Raw genomic sequence first — 18,139 nt, 5'->3', positions numbered from 1 at the left:
GATCGAAAGCGGAAATCTCAGACCCCCTGGCTGCAAGCGTGCACCTGCGCCAGGTGCGGTCGATCCAGGCGCCGTCGACCTTGGCGGCCGAGCACTTCAGGGCGAAGCGCCGGGTGTCGCGGCGCGTATCATCACGGCCCGTCCCGCGGCATTGAAGGGGTTGCGCATGGCGCGCGGCTGGCGGGGCCGATGAGCACGATCACCTTGTCCGCGACGTATGCTTGAGCACGCTGCCGTGGCCGTTGTGAAACGGCTGAAAGCGTCCGATCAGGCCGAGATAGTCGAAGCGCATGAGATTCCCTCACGCCAATGTCCGCCGCGGCCTATCCGGCGGCATGGGTTATGCTAAATTTGAGCAAAAGGGGTTGTCAACCCCAGCGTGCGTCACTCGCCTTCCATTTATCCTCATCGTTCCTGCCCTCGTGGCGGGGTCTAATGAGACCGACGCTCGCGGGTCAGCGGACGCATCGAGAGTCCGAGACGGGTCGTTAGCGGACCTAAGGTGACTGGTCCTCGCGCCTAGGCCTTCTTCTTCTTCGCCGCGCGCGCGGCCTGGTCGGCCTGGTTCACGGCCACGGCCGCGCGGATCAGGGCCTTGAAGGCGTCGGCGTCGAGGGGCTCGTCCTGGCGGAAGTCGATCGCGCGGCGGACATTGCCTTCGAGGCTGGAGTTGAACAGGCCCTTCGGATCGGCCACGGCCGCGCCCTTGGCGAAGGTGGTCTTGACGTAGGCCTTGTAGGTCTCGCCGGTGCAGATCAGGCCGTCGTGCGACCAGACCGGCTTGCCCCACTTCCACTCCTCGACGACGTCGGGATCGGCTTCCAGGATCAGGGCGCGGATGCGGGCCAGCTTTTCGCCGCGCCAGTCGCCCAGCTCGGCGATGGCGTTGTCGATCAGGTCCGAGACGGGGACGCCTTCCGGCGCGGGCTTCATCTTGCTCATCGGGCTCTCACATGCGCTCGCCGGGCAGGGCGGCGGCTTGGCGGATCCAGTCGGTCAGCTGGGCTTCGTCCAGCGCGTCGTCCTCTTGGATGTGGAAGTAGCGCACGTCCTTCTGCTTGGACGCGACGGGCGGCAGGGGATCGAGCCCTGCGCCCTTGAAGAAGGCCAGCTTGATGTATTTGGCGAAGACGTGGACGCCGAGGAACCAGGTTCCTTCCTCGACGCCGTACAGCGGCGAATTCCACTTCACCGCCTTGCGCAGGTCGGGGACGGCGGCCTCGACCAGGGCGTCTACCCTGGTCCCGACCGCGCTCTTCCAGCCCGGCATGGCGGCGATATAGGCCTGGACGGGCGCGTCGCCGTAGCCCTTGGCGATCTGCGGATTGCCCCCGGACAGCAGGACGGGCTCGTCGGCCATGGCGTTCTCTCCTAGGCCTTCGCGCGCCGCCGCACATAGGGCAGCACGAACAGATAGAGCCCCGAGACCAGCAGCAGGATAAGCGGGATCAAGGCGAACAGGCCAACCCAGTAGGGCGGCTGGCCCTGGGTCATCACGATGATGTAGCCCAGCACCCCGGCCGTGAAGGCGATCGAGAGCCAACGGTGGATCTGGCGAATGGTGTTGCTCATGGCGCTCAGTCCTCCTTGCCCAGCAGGGTTTCGAGGTTGTCGAGGAAGCTCTTCCAGCCGGCGTGGGCGCCGCCGAAGGCCTGCTTCTGGTCGGGACGGAAGCCGGCCTGTTCCATGCGCAGGTGCGTGCCGGTCGGCGTGGGGGTGAGGGTGAAGGTCACGACGCTGGTCAGGTCGTAGGCCGGGTCCTCGTGCTTGAAGTTCCAGGTGTAGGACAGGCTCTTGGGCGGCTCGAGGCTGAGCACCTCGCAGTCCAGCACGCCGCCCCATTCGCCGCGCAGATTGAACTTGTGGCCGACCTGGGGCTGGAAGTCGTTCTTCATCAGCCATTCCTCCATCAGGTGGGGCTGGGTGAGGGCGCGCCACAGCTTCTCGGGCGCGTGGCCGATCTCGCGTTCGACGACGACGGTCTTGGTCTCGGTCATTGGTCCATCCGGTTCAAAAGGTCCTCGAGCTTGTCGAACCGGCCTTCCCAGAAGCCGGCCATCTTGCTCGTCCAGTCGATCAACGGGGCCAGGGCGTTCAGCTGGGCGCTGTAGTGCGTCTGGCGACCCTCGTGGCGGTCGGCCACCAGGCCGGCGGCCTTCAGCACCCCGAGGTGCTTGGACACCGCCGGCTGGCTGACCCCCGCCTGGGCGGTCAGCGCGCCGACCGTCTGCTCCCCGTCCCGGCAGAGGCGCTCGAAAAGCGCCCGGCGGGTCGGGTCGGCGAGGGTGCGGAAGAGGGTGTCGTGCGGTGTTTCTGTCACTGATCCATAACCATTGAGCTATGGGATATTTCATAACTCTGTGGTTATGCGTTCGTCAAGCGGCTTGTGAGCGCCCCCTCCGTCACGATGCGGATAGGCGACGTGACGGAGGGGCGCTACGGCGCTAGTGCGGCCGCGCCTGGGCCAGCGCCTGCGCCAGCGTCTCCAACGAGAACGGCTTCGATATAAACGGCCAGTCCCCGGCCCGGGCCCGCCCCTGGTCCCCGCCCGTGTAGCCCGAGCACAGCACCACCGGCAGCCCTGGCCGATCCGCCGCCAGCTGCTCGGCCAGGTCCACGCCGCTCTTGCCGCCCGGCATGATCACGTCGCTGAGCACCAGCTGGATGCCCTCGTCCTGGGCCAGGCGCGACAAGGCCTCCTCGACCCCGCCGGCCCGCACCACGCTGTGTCCCAGGTCGTGCAGCATCACCCCGACCAGCTCGGCCACCTGCGGGTCGTCCTCGACCAGCAGCACGCGCGAGGGGGTCTGGGCGCGGATGTGGTCGACCCTGGGGGCGGTCTCGGCGGCGACGTCATTGAGGTCGATGGGCAGCAGCAAGGCGATGGTCGCGCCCTGGCCGGGCTTGCTCTCGATGTCGACCGAGCCGCCCGATTGCCGCGCGAAGCCGTAGACTTGGGACAGGCCCAGGCCCGTGCCCTCGCCGGGCGCCTTGGTGGTGAAGAACGGCTCGACCGCGCGGGCGATGGTGGCCGCGTCCATGCCGGCCCCGGTGTCGCTGACGGCCACGCGCAGGTACTGGCCCGGCTCCAGCTCACCCTGCTTGCGGGCGATGGTGACGGGGCGGCTCTCGATAGTGACTTCGCCGCCGGGCGGGGTGGCGTCGCGGGCGTTGACGACCAGGTTCAGCAGGGCCGCCTCGAACTGGCCCGCATCGATCTTGGCCGCCCGCACGCCCGAGCCCAGGCGCAGGTGAAAGGTGTAGGCGTCGCCCAGGGCGCGCCTCAGCAGGCCCTCGCACTCGGCGATCAGGCGGTCGACGCGGCAGATCTCGGGCTTCAGCGGCTGGCGGCGAGCGAAGGCCAGCAAGTGCTGGGTAAGCTTCTCGCCGCGCTTGGCCGCCGCCAGGGCCGCGCCGATCATCTTCTCGCGGCGGCGCTCGTCGTCGGGGTGGCGCTCGACCACGTCCAGGGCCCCGATGATCACCGTCAGCAGGTTGTTGAAGTCGTGGGCCACCCCGCCGGTCAGCTGGCCGATGGCCTCCAGCTTCTGCGATTGCAGCAGGGCCGCCTGGGCCGCGTCGCGTTCGGCCACGGCGGCCTCGACGCGTTCCTCCAGCAGCTCGTTGACCCCGGTCAGCTTGGCCTCGGCCCGCTTGGCGTCGGTGGTGTCGAAGGCGATGCCGATGAAGCCGACGAAGGCCCCGGTCGGGTCGAAGCGCGGCTGCGAGAACGATTTGAGCCAGCGCCAGTCGCCGTCGGCCCGGCGATAACGGCCCTCCAGGCTGAACGGCTTGCGCGAGGCCTCGCCCGCGATCTGGGCCTTGAGGATGCCCGGCAGGTCCTCGGGGAACAGCCGCGTGCGCCAGTCCATGGTCAGGGCGCCGTCATAGTCCAGGCCCGTGAACTCGACATAGGCGCGGTTGACGAACTCGCGGATGCCGCCGGGCCGCGACACCCACATCAGGGCCGGGGCGCTGTCGGCCAGGTTCCGGAACCGCGCCTCGCTCTCGCGCACCTGTTCCTCGGAGCGGCGGCGGTTGGTGACGTCGAAGTTCAGGCCGATCATGCGGATCGGCTTGCCCTCCTCGTCGCGGATCACCTCGCCGCGGCCGTGCACCCAGCGCTCGCCCTGGCTCATGTCGGCCAGGCGATACTCGACCTCGTAGTCCTCCAGCCCCTGCAGCGCCCGCCGCACCCGCTCGCGCGCCATGTCGCGGTCGTCGGGATGGACGTAGGTCGGCAGGTCCTCGATCCGCACCCGGCCCTCGTCGGGCGCGCCCATGTTCCGCCGCGCGCCGAGCGACAGGAAAAGGTCGCCGCTGACCATGTCGTAGTCCCAGGGACCGACACCCGCGGCCGTCTGGGTCACCCGCAGGCGGGCCTCGGCGTCGGCGCGCTCCTCGCGGGCCCGGGCCAGCATCCGGATCGCCCCGCGCAGACCCTCGGCCGCCGCCACGATCATGATCGCGCACAGCAGGAAGATGACCATGGTGGCCAGCTCGTCCTCGGAGATCGAGGTCGAGGCCTGGTCGGTCCACAGCCACCAGCCGAACGCCGCGCCGGAGGCGACGGGGATCAACCCCCAGCGCCAGCCGGCATAGAGGGTGACCAGCATGATGGCCGGGAAGAAGGGCTGGGTGGCGCCCACGCCGCCGTGCAGGCCCAAAAGGGCCACCCGCATCAGCACGGCCATGGCCACGCCGATCAGGGACGCGACCGCGCATCGCCACGCCGGTGGTGGAACCGGAGGGATGAGCCACGCGCTAACTAGAGCATGGATTCGACGGTGCTCGTCGGAAGCCAAGTTCGGGGCGTCTTCTTTTACCACCTCTGCTCCCCGCAAAGATGTCTTGCCAAGAGCATGGACACGCTTACCTAGAGCACGCAACACGGGAGATCATTGATGGCCGACGCCCTCAACACCGGACTGACCGCCAAGCAGCGCGCCGAGATCGCCGCGTCCCTGAACAAGGTCTTGGCCGACAGCTACGCGCTCTATCTGAAGACGCACGGCTATCACTGGAACGTCCGTGGCCCGAACTTCCAGTCCCTGCACGTTCTGCTCGAAGGCCAGTACCAGGAAGAGTGGGCGGCGCTGGACGACATCGCCGAGCGCATTCGCGCTCTGGGCGAGCTTGCCCCGCAGGGCTACGCCGCCTTCGGCAACCTCTCCAGCATCAAGGACGGCACTCCCGAAAATGAGTGGGAAGCCATGCTGGGCGAGCTGAAGGCCGACAACGAAACGGTTATCCGCACCCTGCGCGACGCCTTCCCGGTCGCCGACGACGCCGGCGACGAGGCCACGGCCGACCTGCTGACCCAGCGGCTCCAGGCGCACGAGAAGCACGCCTGGATGATCCGCTCCACCCTCGGTAGCAAGTAGCTGCTCGCCGGGGGCAGGGTGGGGACCCTGAACATCACCGCGTCCTGGAAGACCGCCGCGACCGCCCTGGTCGTCGGCGGTCTTTCCGCGTGCGCCACCACCACCTATTACGTGCCGTCCGGATCGGGGCGCGAGGCGGGCCTGATGCGCGTCACGGGCAGCTTCAGCGAGCGCGGTCTGCGCCACTATGTCGCGGACTTCGACCCCGCCATGCTGGCCCTGGCCCGGCGTCACGACCCGCGTCCGCACAAGGACTACTGGGGGCGTGTCGAGGGCTGGGAGGTCATCAATCTCAAGGACATCCCGCGCCTGGGCGACCGCGTGCCCGACTTCGACGAGGCGCGGATCATCAACGCCCTGCGCCCGGCGGTCCCCGACGAGCTCGAGGCGGCCAAGCCGTTCGTGCTGACCGGCTCGGCCGACGCCCGCGCCAAGGCGCTGAACTGCCTGACCCAGGCGGTCTATTACGAAGCCGGCTTCGAGCCCGGCGAGGGCCAGATGGCCGTGGCCCAGACGGTGATCAACCGCATGCGTCACCCGGGCTATCCGAAGTCGATCTGCGGCGTGATCTATGAAGGCGCGGCGCGCTCGACCGGCTGCCAGTTCAGCTTCGCCTGCGACGGCTCGCTGGCGCGCGTGCCGCCGCCGGCCCTGTGGGCCAACGCCCAGGCGGTGGCCAAGCGGGCGCTGAGCGGCTTCGTGTTCAAACCGGTGGGCGTGGCCACGCACTATCACGCCGACTACGTCTCGCCCTATTGGGCCCCGACCCTGGTCAAGCTGAAGCAGTTCGGCCAGCACATCTTCTATCGCTGGACCGGCCCGTCCGGGACCCTGGCGGCCTTCACCGGCCGTTACTCCGGCAACGAGACCGTCAGCGCCGAGATCCTGATGGCCGCCGACCCGCGCACCCTGGAAGCGGCCCCGCCCGAGGTTCTGGCCGCCCAGAACGCGCCCGCGGTGGCCACCAGCGCGGCGGCCCGGATGCTGGGTGTCGACAACCTGATCCTGCCCGAGGCCAAGCTGGTCGCGGTGCCGGACGCCAATTCGCCGACGGGCGAGCGCTTCACGATGGTGGGGACGGTGGCCGGGCGAAGGATCCCGACCCAGGAAGAGATCGCGCGGATCAACAAGGCGCTGGAGGCGGTGTCGGAGCCTCCTCCGCCGGCCGTGGAGGCGCCCGCGGCTCCGGCGACACCGCCGCCTCCGCCGCCGAAGCCCAAGCCTCGGCCGCCGAGTTTGTTGAATCCGTTGAACTAGGAGGGGGCGCTAAGCCGCCCTACCAAACCCCGATCTTGTTCGCCTCGGCATGACTGATCGGATGATGCGCCGCCTTGTGGTCCTCTTCGGCCAGGAAGCGCACCGCCTCCAGCGCCGCCATGCAGCCCATGCCGGCCGCGGTCACGGCCTGGCGATAGACGTCATCCGTCACGTCACCGGCCGCGTAGACACCCTCGATCGCCGTCGAGGCGGTGCCCGGCTTGACCTTCAGATAGCCGCCGGGACCCGTCTCCAGCTGGCCCTTGAACAGCTCCGACGACGGCGCGTGGCCGATGGCGATGAACACGCCGTCGGCGGCGATGTCGGTGGTTTCGCCGGTCTTGATGTTCTTCAGGCGGGCCCCGGTGACGCCCATCGGGTCGGTCTGGCCGGTGACCTCGTCGATGACGCTGTCCCAGACCACCTCGATCTTCGGATGGGCCAGCAGGCGCTCCTGCAGGATCTTCTCGGCCCGCAGCTCGTCCTTGCGGTGGACCAGGGTCACCTTGCTGGCGAAGCTGGTCAGGAACAGAGCCTCTTCCACGGCGGTGTTGCCGCCGCCGACGACGATGACCTCTTTGTTGCGATAGAAGAAGCCGTCGCAGGTGGCGCAGGCCGAAACGCCAAAGCCCTGGAACTTGCTCTCGCTCTCGATGCCCAGCCACTTGGCCTGGGCGCCGGTGGCGATGATGATGGTCTCGGCGATCCAGTCCTGGCCGCTGTCGGTGGTCACCGTGAACGGGCGCTTGGACAGGTCGACCGACAGGACGATGTCGTTGACCAGTTCGGTGCCGACATGCTCGGCCTGGGCGCGCATCTGATCCATCAGCCAGGGGCCCTGGATCACATCGGCGAAGCCGGGATAGTTCTCGACATCGGTCGTGATGGTCAGCTGGCCGCCAGGCTGAATCCCGGCGATCAAGGTCGGCTTCAGCAGCGCGCGGGCGGCATAGATGGCGGCGGTGTAGCCGGCGGGGCCCGAACCAATGATCAGGCAGCGCGTGTGGCGGGGAGCGGTCGTGGACATGGCCGCAGATATAGTGTCGATTCCGCCGCTAGGCGATGGCTTGCGAGAGCCGCCGGGCGGGGAGATTTTCTGATGAAGGCCGGACTTCCGATCGGGCTGGGCGTGGGGATCGCCATCGGCGTGGCCTTCGGGCTGGCGCTGAACAACCTGGCGCTGGGCATCAGCCTGGGCGTCGCCATCGGTGGCGGGCTGGGCGTGGCCTCGATGGGCGTCACGAACGCCAAGAAGGCCAAGGACGGCGGCGACGGCGGGACCTTCACCAGCGACGCCAGCAGCTCGACGGGTTCGGACTGCGGCTCGGACGGCGGTGGCGGCGACGGCGGAGGCTGTGGCGGCGGCGATTGACGCCTCGTCCACCTTTGATGGGTTAAGATGACGGCAACCACGTTTTCGGGTGATCCGTCATGTCCGCCCCTTACATCGAAATCGCCGGCCGCAAGATCGGCCCCGCGCACTCGCCCTATGTGATCTGCGAGCTGTCGGGCAATCACAACGGCAGCCTCGAGCGCTGCCTGCAGATGGTCGACGCCGCCGCCGACACCGGCTGCGACGCCATCAAGATCCAGACCTACACCGCCGACACCATCACGCTGGACGTCGACCGGCCCGAGTTCAAGATCCACGGCGGCCTGTGGGATGGGCGCACCCTGTACGAGCTGTACGAGGAAGCCCACACCCCGTTCGAGTGGCACGCGGCCATCTTCGAGCGCGCGCGCCAGCGCGGCGTGACCATCTTCTCCAGCCCGTTCGACGAGACCGCCGTCGACCTGCTGGACAGCCTGGGCGCCCCGGCCTTCAAGATCGCCTCCTTCGAGGCCGTCGACCTGCCGCTGATCAAGTACGCCGCCTCCAAGGGCAAGCCGCTGATCATCTCGACCGGCATGGCCAACCTGCAGGAAATGCAGACCGCCCTGGACACGGCGCTACAAGCCGGCGCGCCGGGCGTGCTGCTGTTGCACTGCGTGTCGAGCTATCCGGCGACCTTCGCCGACGCCAACGTCCGGACCGTGCCGGACATGGCCGCCCGCTTCGGCTGCCCGATCGGCCTGTCGGACCACACGCCCGGCACGGCTGCCTCGGTGGCGGCGGTGTCGCTGGGCGCCTGCTGCGTCGAGAAGCACTTCACCCTGGCTCGCGCCGACGGCGGTCCGGACGCCGCCTTCAGCCTGGAGCCGACCGAGTTCAAGGCCCTGGTCGACGACACCAAGAACGCCTGGGCCTCGCTGGGCGCGGCCCACTATGACGTGCTGGGCGCCGAGCAGGGGTCCTTGCTGTTCCGCCGCTCGCTGTATGTCACGGCGAACATCAAGGCTGGCGAGCCGCTGTCTCGCGCCAACATCCGCTCGGTCCGCCCCGGCAACGGCCTGCCTCCGGGCGAGCTGGACAACGTCCTGGGTAAGACCGCGACCCGCGACATCGCGCGCGGCGAGCCGCTGGACTGGTCGATGGTGGGCTAGGCGCGCCGCAAGGGCGTCCGCCCGCGATAGGCCAGCCGCCACAGCCACTCCAGCGGGCCCATGGTGAACCGGGCCATCCACCAGCGGGACCACAGCAACTGGGCGATCCAGGTGGCGAGGACGATGCCGGTCAGCGCCGGGCGGTCGAGTTCGCCGTACAGCGCCGGACCTCTCCCGCCGTAGAACAGCACCGTCATCACCACCGACTGGGCGATGTAGTTGGTGAAGGCCATCTGACCGGCGGGGGCGAGGGCGGCGGGGATGGCTTTCCAGATGCGGCTGTCAGCGGCCAGGACCAGCAGGCCGGCATAGCCCAGGCCGACGACCGGGGCGGTGGCCCGCTGGATCCAGCGGGCCAGATCGCGCAGGGTCTCGGGATGGTCGGGCGCGGCCACATACAGCGCCCAGGGCAGGGCGCCGATCAGCAGGGCGAACAGGCCGGCGGCGACGAGGGCGCGGTAGGCGGCGCGGCTGAGGCGGCCGCTCAGCACGCCCAGCTTGAACAGGCCCATGCCCATCAGCATCAGCGCCGCCACGGTCAGCGGCCAGTTGGACGGCCACTGCAGCCAGACATGGGTCAGCACCTCGCGATAGTCGGCGATGTTCTGGGCCTGGGACTGGGCCAGGGTGCCGCCGTAGCGGGCGCCGGCGATGGCCTGGGCGGCGAGGTCGGGCGGCGGCGGCGCGACCGGGTGGGCGGCGCCGACCAAGAGCTTGAGGCCGGTGGCCAGCGACATCGACAGGTCCAGGGCGATCCCGGCGGCCAGCAGGCGCCAGGCCGGCCAGTGGCGGACCAGGGCCACGACCAGGCCGATCAGGGCGTAGTAGGTCAGGACGTCGCCGTTCCACAGCAGGGCCCCGTGCAGGGCCCCGATGACCAGCAGGCTGAGCAGGCGCTTGAGCAGCAAACTCCCGCGCCCCTCGCCCCCGACCAGCACGATCGAGGCGCCGAACAGCATCGAGAACAGGGTGTAGAACTTCTGCTGGAAGAACACCTGGGTGACCCACCAGATCGCCACCGAGGCCGGGGCCATGCCGTGCGGCCAGTCGACCAGGCTGGTGGCCACGGCGTGCGGCTCTGACGCCAGCGGGACGTTGCACAGGAAGATGCCCAGCACCGCCAGGCCGCGCAGGGCGTCGAGCAGGACGATGCGGTCCTTCTGCGCCATCAGGTCGCCCGTCGCAGGGGCGCGGGGCCGCGATAGGCCAGGCGCCACAGCCATTCCAGCGGGCCCATGGTGAAACGGTCCAGCCACCAGCGCGACCACAGGATCTGGGCGATCCAGATCAGCACGACGATCCCCGCCAAGGCGGGGCGGTCCAGCTTGCCGTACAGCACCGGCCCTCGGCCGCCATACGAGATCACGGTCATGATCACCGACTGCATCAGGTAGTTGGTGAAGGCCATCTGGCCGACCGGGGCCAGTACGGCCGGGATGGCGCGCCAGACCTGTTGGCGCAAGGCGAGCGCCAAAAGCGCCAGATAGCCCAGGCTGACGGCCGGGGCGGTCAGGCCCTGCAGCCAGCGGGCCAGCGCGCCCAGCATCATCGGCTTGGACGGCACGGCGAGATACAGGCTCAAGGGCGCGGCGACCACGAGCATGGCGCCGAGGCCGACGGCCACCAGGGCCTTGTGCGCGGTGGGCGACAACTGGCCCTTCAGCACGCCCAGCTTGAACAGGCCCATACCCATCAGCATCAGGGCCAGCACGGTCAGCGGCCACAGCGGCGGCCACGACCAGGACTCGACCAGGAAGGTCCAATAGTCATGGGCGTTCTGACTGAGCGACGTGGCGAAATCTCCGGTGAAGCGGGCGGTCTCGGTGGCCGATTCCTTGGCGATGCGCGTGGTCAGGTCGGCCGGGATCGGCTGGTCGAAGCGGGCCGCGCGGCTGAGCATGCGCCACAGCTTCCAGCTATACTCGCCAAGGTGCAGCACGATGCCGACGGTCAGCAGCCGCCGCGCCGACCAGCCCCTGGCCAACAGCGCGACCAGGCCGACCAGGGCGTAGAAGCTCAGCACGTCGCCCTGCCAGATGGCCAGGCCATGGAAGAGGCCGATGGCCAGCAGCGCCAGCAGCCGCTTGACGATCATCACCGTGCGGTCGCGATCGCCGCCCTCGCCGCCGATCAGCAGGATCGAGGCCCCGAACAGCATGCCAAACAGGGTGTAGAACTTCTGCTGGAAGAACACCTGGGTGACCCACCAGACCGCCAGGCTGGCGGGAGCCTGGCCGTGGGGCCAGAACGGCACGCTCTCGGCCACGCTCTCGGGCATGAAGGCCAGCGGGATGTTGCAGATCAATATGCCCAGGATCGCCAGGCCCCGCAGGGAGTCCAGCAGGACGATACGCTCTGCTGGATTGGCCTTCAGCATCCGATTCCCCCTCGCGCCTAGGCGATGATGCTGAGCGCGCCAGGGTAGAACTACAAGCCTAAATCTGCCTGGAAATCCTGGGTCCGATCCTAGCCTTTCGGCAGCAGGCCCAGGCGCTGGCCGGCGATGCGGTCCAGGGTGCGCTTGGGCAGGATCTCGGTCATCAGCACCTGCATCGGCGAGGGCGAGACGACGTAGCGGACCTTGGGCTTGTCCGCCGTCAGGGCCGTGGCGATAACCTCGCCGATCTTCTCCGGCGGCAGGCCGGCCTTGCCGATCTGCAGCATGTAGGCGCGCAGCCGGTCCAGGGCGATGGCGTAGGGCGTGTTGGCGTAGCGCGTGACGTCGACCTGGTCGGCCTTGTCCCAGATGGGCGTGGCCACCGCGCCGGGCGCCACCACCACGACGTCCACGCCGAACGGCAGCAGCTCGCGGCGCAGGGATTCCGAGAGGCCCTCCAGTCCGAATTTGGTGGTGCAGTAGGGGGCCATGAACGGGTTGGCGTTGCGGCCGCCGACCGACGAGATGTTGACGATCCGGCCGGGGTTGGCGACCCGCGCCTCGCCCGCGCCGAGCAGGGGCGCGAAGGCCTGGGTGGCGATGACCACCCCGGTCAGGTTGACCTCCAGCTGCTGGCGCCAGTCGTCCAGCGACAGGTAGAGCAGCGGCCCGGCCACGGCGATGCCGGCGTTGTTGACGAGGCCCGCCAGGGTCGCGCCGCCCAGCACCGCCTCGACCTGCTTGGCGCCCTCGCGAACGGCGGCCTCGTCGGTGACGTCGAACAGCAGCGGCGTGAACCCGTCGCCGAACTCGGCCTTCAGCCGCGCGGCGTCGGCCTGTTTGCGCACGCTGCCGAAGACGTGGAAGCCCTGGCCGACCAGCACCTTGACCGCGCCCCAGCCGATGCCGGTGGAGACGCCCGTGACAACGACCGATTTCCGCTGCGCCATGTGTTGGCCCCTCCCAATAGACGGAGAGGATGGGGCAAGTGAACGCTGTTCGCTAGAGGGCGGCGGCATCCAGGGCCTCGCGCAGGGCGGGCTGACGCGAGCGGCTGACCGGCAGGGGCGGACCTTCGCGCAGGTGCAGCCGCCAGCGGTCGCCGTCGCGCTCCAGCCGCTGCACATGGGCCAGGTTGGCGATCACCGAGCGGTGGACGCGCAGGAAGTTGCCCGGCAGCTGGGTCGCCAGGCCGTCCAGGCGGGCGGCGTGCAGCAGGCTGCGGCCGCCGACCATCCGCAGTTCGGCATAGTCGTCGGCCCCGACCACGGCCAGGATCTCGGCGATCGGCGCCAGCTCGACACCGCGCGCCGAGGCCACGGTCAGGCGGTCGGGCTGGCTGGCGGCGCGGGTCAGGGCGGCCTCGCGGCCCCGGTCCTCTCGGGAGAGCCGCACGACCTCGACCATCAGCAGCGGCAGCACCAGCATGGTGGCGAGCAGGAAGTAGGAGAAGTCGGCCAGCCACTCGGGGAAGCCGAAGGCCAGCACCAGGAACAGCGCCAGCCAGGCCAGGGTCGGCCGCGCGCCGGGGACGCGCCGGCGCACGCCCGCCGCGGCCGGGACGGCGGCCAGGGCCACCCCGAGGATCAGCGCCCACACCGTCTTCATGTCGAAGCCCGGCAGCAGGGCCGTGGCCCCGACCGCGCCCACGGCCAGGCCGATGATCAGGCCGCGCGCCTTGGGCAGGAACCGCGCCGTGACATAGGCCACCAGCAGGATCGCGAAGGCCGCCGCCAGCCCCCAGATGGCGCTCATCCGCCAGGCGTGCAGGGGATAGGGATAGTCGAACAGCGGCCGCAGGCTCTCGACGATGGCCTGCAGGGCCGAGACCCCGGCCATGGCGGCCAGGATCAGGCTGGACCCGGTGCGGCGCATGGCGTGGATGACGCCAAAGCCGAACGCCGCCGCCAGCAGGGTCCCCGCCGCCACGAAGGTGACGGCCAGCATCGCGGTGCGTTGCGGATAGGGATAGGGCAGGACGAACAGCGCGCTCATCGGACGCGCGAAGCTCAGGCCGCCGTGGAAGGACGACAAGCGCAGCACCAGCGTGTTCCCGCCCGCCTGCCAGGCGCTCTCGCGGATCGGAAACACCGCCTGATAGCGCCCGGGAATCTCGTCTCGCGCCGTGGCGCCGGGACGGCCGTTGGCGCCCAGGCGCTGGCCGTTGAACCAGGCCTCGGACGAGGCGACGCCCGCCACGTAGAGCGCGTGGGTTCGCGTGTCCTTCGGGGCGGCGATGTTGGCGCGGATCCACAGCTCACGGCCTTGAGGATCGACGAAATCCTGGACCGGATGGCAGTCGCTCAGCACCGGTCCGGCCGAACCGACCACACCATGGCAGGCCTGCCATGAGATGTCCTGGGCCCTGACTCGTGTTGGGGCCAGGGTCGTGAAGGCGGCCAAGAAGAGGCCGAGAAGCAAGGTTCGCCACATGCCGTCACTGTACGGCGCCGCTCGCCGAGATGCGCCGCCATTCACCGACCAGACGGCGCCATTGACCGAAGCGGCGTGGCGGATGGCGTCTCGAACGGCTCAGCTGTCGGCATGACCCAGACCTCACTTCATCGCCGCGCCCTGCTCGCCGCCGCCGGCCTCGCCCTTCCGACCCTGGCCCTGGCCCAGGCGCTCCCGTCGACGCCGTCGCCGACCCAGGCCGGCCCCTTCCGTTTCAAGGGTTGGCAAGGCCAGGACACCGAGGCCGAGCGAGGCTTCTTCGAGGTCCCGGAGGATCGCCGCGATCCCAAGTCGCGCAAGATCCGGCTGAGCTATGTGCGGTTCGCCTCGACGGCGGCCAAGCCCGGTCCGCCGATCATCTACCTGGCTGGCGGGCCCGGCGGCCTGGCGACCCGGGCGGCGGGCGGGCCGCGCTTTCCGATCTTCATGGCCTTGCGCGAAGTGGCCGACGTCATCGCCTTCGACCAGCGCGGCACGGGCCTGTCCAACGCTATCCCCGAGCGGCCGGCTTCGACGCGTCCGCCGCCGGTGTTCACCGAGGCCGGGCTGACCGACTATTTCCGCCAGGACTTCCAGGAGGCCTGGGCTGACTGGACCAAGGCCGGCGTGGCCATGACCGGCTACAACACCGAACAGAACGCCGACGACATCGACGACCTGCGCCGCCATCTGGGGGCGGAGAAGGTCGACCTGTGGGGCATCAGCTATGGCACGCACCTGGCGCTGAGCATGCTCAAGCGGCACGGCGACCGGGTGAACCGCGTGGCTTTGGCCAGCCTGGAAGGCCAGGACCAGACGGTGAAGCGGCCGGCGGCGGTCGACGCCCTGCTGCGTCAGGTGGACGGCCTGCTGGCCGCCGACCCCGCCGTCCGCGCGGCGATCCCCGACCTGCCGGCCCTGATGCGGCGCGTGCACGCCAAGCTGGAGGCCTCGCCCGTGAAGATGGCCGCGACGCTGAACGGCGCGCCGGTCGAGCTGCAACTGGGCGGTTTCGCCATCCAGCTGATGGCGGGCGGGCTGATCGCCAATCCGCAGACCCTGGTCATGTTGCCGGGCCTCTATCTGGCGTTGGACGCGGGCAAGCCCGAGGTCCTCAGCCCCTTCATGAAGGAGTTCGCGGGCCTGCTCGGCATCGCCGGCATGCCCGAGGCCACGGACCTGGCGTCGGGGATCTCGCCGGACCGACTGGCCCTGGTGCGGCGCGAGGCCAAGACCGCCGTGCTGGGCTCGGCGCTGAACTTCCCGATGCCGCAGCTCTTGGGCGTGGTCCCAGGCGCCGACCTGGGCGAGACCTTCCGCACGCCGCTGCGCATCGACCATCCGGCCCTGCTGGTCGCCGGCACGCTGGACGGCCGCACGCCGATGTCCGAGCAGGACGAGGTCGCGGCCCAGTTCCGGCGCAAGTCGCGGGTGATCGTCGAGAACGCCGGCCACAACGTGTTCGAGGCCCATCCCGACGTTCAGGGCATGCTGGTGAAGTTCTTCAAGGGCGAGGCGGTGGCGGATGCGCGGCTGAGCCTGCCGCCGCCGAAGTTTAAGCTGGCCTAGGCCCGCACCAGCCCCTTCATCCCATCCCAGCCGACGTTCATCAGCGCGTCGACGAAGCTCATGTACGGGGTGAAGGGCTGTGGCCCTTGCGGATATTCTTCCAGCCGGAAGGGCTGGAACCGCGCGGGGAAGCCGGCGTCGACGAACACGCCGTCCTCTTCCATGTAGTCGGCCGAGCCCATCGGCGAGACATATTCCTCGGCCTCCACGGCGCGGCACAGGTTCAGCAGATGCTCGGACCGCGCGCCGCCGGCGTTCAGGGTCGAGGCGCGGACGAAGCGGGTCTGGATGTCGAGCTTTTCGGCGGCGGCCTGGGCCATGCCGCAGGTCAGGTCGGCGAGCTTGCCGTCGCGTTCTCGAGCCAGCTGCTCGGAGACGAAGGCCCAGCCCTCCTCGAAGAACGGTCGCTTGCCATAGGCGTGGCGGATGGCGGCCAGGTGCTTGTCGCGCCAGGGCTGGCTGTCGTCGATCTCGATGGCGTGGATGGGCGTGTCGCGGTCGTGCTTCTTGACGGGCACGGTCAGCATCAGCTCGCCCTGGGCGGTCAGGATGCGATTGCGCGACTGCCAGGAGCGGCGGGCGAACTGCACATCGTCCAGGAAGACGAAGACGTAGCTGGCGGCCATCAGCTGGAAATAGCCGAGATAGGGCAGGTAGGTCGGCTGCATGATCGCCGCCGCCCGGAGCAGGTGGTGCGGGCTCATCCGGCCTTGGCCAGGGCCGGCGCGGTCGCGCGCGCGGCGGCCAGCGCCGCGTTGACCTCGGCCAGCTTGGCGCTCTTGGCGTAGGGCTCCCAGGCGCCGGGGATGAAGCGGCCGCCGAAGCGTTCCGTCAGCTTGCCGCGCAGGGCGGCCAGGCCCTGGATGGCATCCAGCGAGTGGTAGATCCAGCGCGGCTGGGCGTCGCTGTGGACCAGAGTTCCCAGCTTCAGCGCCCCGAAGCCCGACAGCAGAGTGCGCAGCTCGGTCGGCAGGGTCTTGAGGTCGGCCTCGCGGACGCACTCGGCGACCACCAGCTTCTGGCCGTTGCTCTCGTACAGATAGGCCCGGAACGCCGCGCCGTGGGCGGTGAAGTTCTGGACATAGACCGGGCAGGGGCCGTCGAAGTCCTCGACCGCGTAGACATGGGTGAAGAAGCACTTCTTCACGAGCGCGGGGGTGGACAGGCCCAGCGGCTTGAACAGCGGCGTCGGATTGGCGGCCCAGACGATGGTCTCGTCCTGATCGTCCTGCGCCATCAGCTGGCGCGGCGGCACCAGGCAGTTCAGCTCGACCTTGACGCCCAGGCGCGTCAGCGCGCCGTGCAGGCCGTCGAACAGCTTGGCGAAGCCGCCGGCTGGCAGGGTGGCGGTGACATTGGCGGTGCGGCCCGACAGGCCGCGCGGGATGGCGTACAGCTCGTCCGCCCACGGATCGGTGGCCTTGGCGCTGGCCAGGGCGGTCAGGTCGGCGGCGGCCGGGAACACACGGTTGATGGCCAGCGGGATGGCGGCGTCGCCGTGGACGATGGCCGGGTCCGTATCCAGGTGCCAGCGGACATAGGCCTCCAGCTCGGCGGCGATCTGCGGCGGATAGGCGGCCAGGCGCGCGGCCAGGCTGTCGTCGGCGGGCTTGGCGACCTTGCCGGCCGGGCAATCGATGGCCGGGCCGCCGAAGTCCCAGGTGAAGACACGCTTGCCGTCGGCGCCGGTGCTCAGCGAGCCAAAGCGGTTGTCGAAGGTCTCGAACTGGGCGCCGTGGGCGGTCAGGGTGTCGACGATCGGATCGCCCCCCCCAAGATTATTGGCCCCGCCGAAATAGACGCAGCCGTCGCGCATCTCGGCGCCATGGACGATCTTGGGGCGAGCGACGCCGCCCAGGGCCTCGAAGCGCTCCTGGATCGTGATGTCGCGCCAGCCCAGGCGGTGGGCTTCGAACGCGGCCAGGATGCCGGTCAGGCCGCCGCCGACGATACGCAGGCGCTGGCTCAAGCGACGGCTCCCCAGACCACGAGGTCGCTGTTGGGGGCGACACGGACGCCGTCCTGGATGTTGTCGAACGACACCTTCAGGGCGGTGGGATCGGTCAGGCCCAGCTCCTCGACCAGGCGGCCGACCAGGCCGTCCTCGGTGTAGAACAGGTTGAACAGGCCCGCCTCGCCGGTCTCGGGCGTGGCCAGGCGCCAGCCGTTCGGCTCCTCAAGCGCGCCCTTGCCGCAACGATAGTCGTCGGTCAGGCGGGTGCGGACGAAGACCTCGGCGTTGGGGGCCAGCAGCTTGCGCGCGGCGGTCAGCACCGCCTTGGCCTGGGCGTCCGTCAGGTAGCAGAGCAGGTTCGGGATCAGCAGCACGTCGATCGGCGTCTCGCCCAGGTCCGGTAGGCCCTTGGACAGGTCGGCCTCGATCAGGGTGACGTCATCGCCCAGGTTCCAGCGGCAGTCCTCGAGGGCGGCGGCCGAATAGTCGACGCAGGTCAGGCCCCAGCCATAGGTCGCATAGAGCGACAGATTGTTGCCCGTGCCGCCGCCCAGCTCGACGACGCGGCCGGTGCGACGGTGCAGGCCGCGCTTGAAGAAATGCCGGACGACGAACTCGTCCGGAAACTTGAGACCGCGGATGTCGGGCAGGGCGCGCATGGTGGCGGTGAGAATCCGGCCG

General features: G+C 69.5%; 19 protein-coding genes. 5 read left to right on the top strand and 14 right to left on the bottom strand.

Features of this window, described 5'->3' with window-relative positions; all coding sequences use genetic code 11:
- Positions 1-519 precede the first annotated feature (519 nt).
- The 6 genes from AC1RR5_RS14300 to AC1RR5_RS14275 form a co-directional block, all read right to left on the bottom strand.
- A complete protein-coding gene (locus tag AC1RR5_RS14300; protein WP_492922306.1) occupies positions 520-942 on the bottom strand; it encodes a DUF1801 domain-containing protein in 423 nt (140 codons plus the stop codon).
- Between the two features lie 7 nt (positions 943-949).
- Positions 950-1,360, bottom strand: a complete 411-nt coding sequence (locus tag AC1RR5_RS14295; protein WP_492922305.1) for a DUF1801 domain-containing protein — start codon at positions 1,358-1,360, stop codon at positions 950-952.
- A gap of 11 nt (positions 1,361-1,371) precedes the next feature.
- Complete coding sequence (locus AC1RR5_RS14290; RefSeq protein WP_492922304.1) at positions 1,372-1,572, bottom strand: hypothetical protein; 201 nt, start codon at positions 1,570-1,572, stop codon at positions 1,372-1,374.
- Positions 1,573-1,577: 5 nt separating this feature from the next.
- Positions 1,578-1,997, bottom strand: coding sequence for an SRPBCC family protein (locus AC1RR5_RS14285; protein WP_492922303.1), 420 nt, complete (start codon positions 1,995-1,997; stop codon positions 1,578-1,580).
- Positions 1,994-2,320: an ArsR/SmtB family transcription factor gene (locus AC1RR5_RS14280; RefSeq protein WP_492922302.1), complete on the bottom strand. Its 327-nt coding sequence runs from the start codon at positions 2,318-2,320 to the stop codon at positions 1,994-1,996. The genes AC1RR5_RS14285 and AC1RR5_RS14280 overlap by 4 nt, the downstream gene beginning before the upstream one ends.
- Positions 2,321-2,444: 124 nt before the next feature.
- Positions 2,445-4,844, bottom strand: coding sequence for a hybrid sensor histidine kinase/response regulator (locus AC1RR5_RS14275; protein WP_492922301.1), 2,400 nt, complete (start codon positions 4,842-4,844; stop codon positions 2,445-2,447).
- A 60-nt stretch (positions 4,845-4,904) separates the two neighbouring features.
- On the opposite strand from AC1RR5_RS14275, the gene AC1RR5_RS14270 reads away from it, so the two are divergent.
- Complete coding sequence (locus AC1RR5_RS14270; RefSeq protein WP_492922300.1) at positions 4,905-5,384, top strand: Dps family protein; 480 nt, start codon at positions 4,905-4,907, stop codon at positions 5,382-5,384.
- A gap of 18 nt (positions 5,385-5,402) precedes the next feature.
- A complete protein-coding gene (locus AC1RR5_RS14265; protein ID WP_492922299.1) occupies positions 5,403-6,641 on the top strand; it encodes a cell wall hydrolase in 1,239 nt (412 codons plus the stop codon).
- 19 nt (positions 6,642-6,660) lie between these two features.
- Here AC1RR5_RS14265 and trxB read toward each other — a convergent pair whose 3' ends face one another.
- On the bottom strand, positions 6,661-7,668 hold the full coding sequence (gene trxB, locus AC1RR5_RS14260) for a thioredoxin-disulfide reductase (RefSeq protein ID WP_492922298.1): 1,008 nt from the start codon (positions 7,666-7,668) through the stop codon (positions 6,661-6,663).
- Between the two features lie 72 nt (positions 7,669-7,740).
- Here trxB and AC1RR5_RS14255 point away from each other — a divergent pair, with 72 nt between their 5' ends.
- Positions 7,741-8,013, top strand: coding sequence for a hypothetical protein (locus AC1RR5_RS14255; protein WP_492922297.1), 273 nt, complete (start codon positions 7,741-7,743; stop codon positions 8,011-8,013).
- Positions 8,014-8,072: 59 nt separating this feature from the next.
- Positions 8,073-9,125 carry a pseudaminic acid synthase gene (gene pseI / locus AC1RR5_RS14250; protein WP_492922296.1) on the top strand — a complete coding sequence of 351 codons (1,053 nt, stop codon included), beginning with the start codon at positions 8,073-8,075 and terminating at the stop codon, positions 9,123-9,125.
- Here pseI and AC1RR5_RS14245 read toward each other — a convergent pair.
- From AC1RR5_RS14245 to AC1RR5_RS14230, 4 genes are all read right to left on the bottom strand, one after another.
- Entirely contained in the window at positions 9,122-10,294 is a 1,173-nt protein-coding gene (locus AC1RR5_RS14245) for a DUF418 domain-containing protein (RefSeq protein WP_492922295.1), read from the bottom strand. The genes pseI and AC1RR5_RS14245 overlap by 4 nt on opposite strands.
- The gene (locus AC1RR5_RS14240; protein WP_492922294.1) at positions 10,294-11,502 is read right to left on the bottom strand and encodes a DUF418 domain-containing protein; all 1,209 of its coding nucleotides are present in this window, start codon (positions 11,500-11,502) and stop codon (positions 10,294-10,296) included. The genes AC1RR5_RS14245 and AC1RR5_RS14240 overlap by 1 nt, the downstream gene beginning before the upstream one ends.
- A gap of 89 nt (positions 11,503-11,591) precedes the next feature.
- Complete coding sequence (locus tag AC1RR5_RS14235) at positions 11,592-12,452, bottom strand: SDR family NAD(P)-dependent oxidoreductase (protein ID WP_492922293.1); 861 nt, start codon at positions 12,450-12,452, stop codon at positions 11,592-11,594.
- Between the two features lie 52 nt (positions 12,453-12,504).
- Positions 12,505-13,923: a LytR/AlgR family response regulator transcription factor gene (locus AC1RR5_RS14230; protein WP_492922292.1), complete on the bottom strand. Its 1,419-nt coding sequence runs from the start codon at positions 13,921-13,923 to the stop codon at positions 12,505-12,507.
- Between the two features lie 123 nt (positions 13,924-14,046).
- Here AC1RR5_RS14230 and AC1RR5_RS14225 point away from each other — a divergent pair, with 123 nt between their 5' ends.
- Positions 14,047-15,504, top strand: a complete 1,458-nt coding sequence (locus AC1RR5_RS14225) for an alpha/beta hydrolase (protein ID WP_492922291.1) — start codon at positions 14,047-14,049, stop codon at positions 15,502-15,504.
- Here the strand turns inward: AC1RR5_RS14225 and AC1RR5_RS14220 are convergent.
- The 3 genes from AC1RR5_RS14220 to AC1RR5_RS14210 are packed head-to-tail and all read right to left on the bottom strand — an operon-like array spanning position 15,501 to position 18,117.
- Positions 15,501-16,208 (bottom strand): WbqC family protein, encoded by a 708-nt coding sequence (locus AC1RR5_RS14220; protein WP_492922290.1) that lies wholly within the window; start codon positions 16,206-16,208, stop codon positions 15,501-15,503. The genes AC1RR5_RS14225 and AC1RR5_RS14220 overlap by 4 nt on opposite strands.
- Positions 16,205-17,473, bottom strand: coding sequence for an NAD(P)/FAD-dependent oxidoreductase (locus AC1RR5_RS14215; RefSeq protein ID WP_492922289.1), 1,269 nt, complete (start codon positions 17,471-17,473; stop codon positions 16,205-16,207). Before AC1RR5_RS14215 ends, AC1RR5_RS14220 begins: the two co-directional genes overlap by 4 nt.
- Positions 17,470-18,117, bottom strand: coding sequence for a class I SAM-dependent methyltransferase (locus AC1RR5_RS14210; protein ID WP_492922288.1), 648 nt, complete (start codon positions 18,115-18,117; stop codon positions 17,470-17,472). Before AC1RR5_RS14210 ends, AC1RR5_RS14215 begins: the two co-directional genes overlap by 4 nt.
- Positions 18,118-18,139: the final 22 nt, after the last annotated feature.

This window comes from Caulobacter sp. GW821-FHT11E11 (assembly GCF_058808315.1).
This window is presented reverse-complemented; position numbering and strand designations above follow the sequence as displayed.

Excerpts from the sequence above, each read along its gene's own strand:
- AC1RR5_RS14290 (WP_492922304.1), bottom strand. The coding sequence starts at position 1,572 with ATGAGCAACACCATTCGCCAGATCCACCGTTGGCTCTCGATCGCCTTC.
- AC1RR5_RS14240 (WP_492922294.1), bottom strand. The coding sequence starts at position 11,502 with ATGCTGAAGGCCAATCCAGCAGAGCGTATCGTCCTGCTGGACTCCCTG.
- AC1RR5_RS14285 (WP_492922303.1), bottom strand. The coding sequence starts at position 1,997 with ATGACCGAGACCAAGACCGTCGTCGTCGAACGCGAGATCGGCCACGCG.
- AC1RR5_RS14255 (WP_492922297.1), top strand. The coding sequence starts at position 7,741 with ATGAAGGCCGGACTTCCGATCGGGCTGGGCGTGGGGATCGCCATCGGC.
- trxB (WP_492922298.1), bottom strand. The coding sequence starts at position 7,668 with ATGTCCACGACCGCTCCCCGCCACACGCGCTGCCTGATCATTGGTTCG.
- AC1RR5_RS14220 (WP_492922290.1), bottom strand. The coding sequence starts at position 16,208 with ATGAGCCCGCACCACCTGCTCCGGGCGGCGGCGATCATGCAGCCGACC.
- AC1RR5_RS14270 (WP_492922300.1), top strand. The coding sequence starts at position 4,905 with ATGGCCGACGCCCTCAACACCGGACTGACCGCCAAGCAGCGCGCCGAG.
- AC1RR5_RS14235 (WP_492922293.1), bottom strand. The coding sequence starts at position 12,452 with ATGGCGCAGCGGAAATCGGTCGTTGTCACGGGCGTCTCCACCGGCATC.
- AC1RR5_RS14300 (WP_492922306.1), bottom strand. The coding sequence starts at position 942 with ATGAGCAAGATGAAGCCCGCGCCGGAAGGCGTCCCCGTCTCGGACCTG.
- AC1RR5_RS14225 (WP_492922291.1), top strand. The coding sequence starts at position 14,047 with ATGACCCAGACCTCACTTCATCGCCGCGCCCTGCTCGCCGCCGCCGGC.
- AC1RR5_RS14295 (WP_492922305.1), bottom strand. The coding sequence starts at position 1,360 with ATGGCCGACGAGCCCGTCCTGCTGTCCGGGGGCAATCCGCAGATCGCC.
- AC1RR5_RS14210 (WP_492922288.1), bottom strand. The coding sequence starts at position 18,117 with ATGCGCGCCCTGCCCGACATCCGCGGTCTCAAGTTTCCGGACGAGTTC.
- AC1RR5_RS14245 (WP_492922295.1), bottom strand. The coding sequence starts at position 10,294 with ATGGCGCAGAAGGACCGCATCGTCCTGCTCGACGCCCTGCGCGGCCTG.
- pseI (WP_492922296.1), top strand. The coding sequence starts at position 8,073 with ATGTCCGCCCCTTACATCGAAATCGCCGGCCGCAAGATCGGCCCCGCG.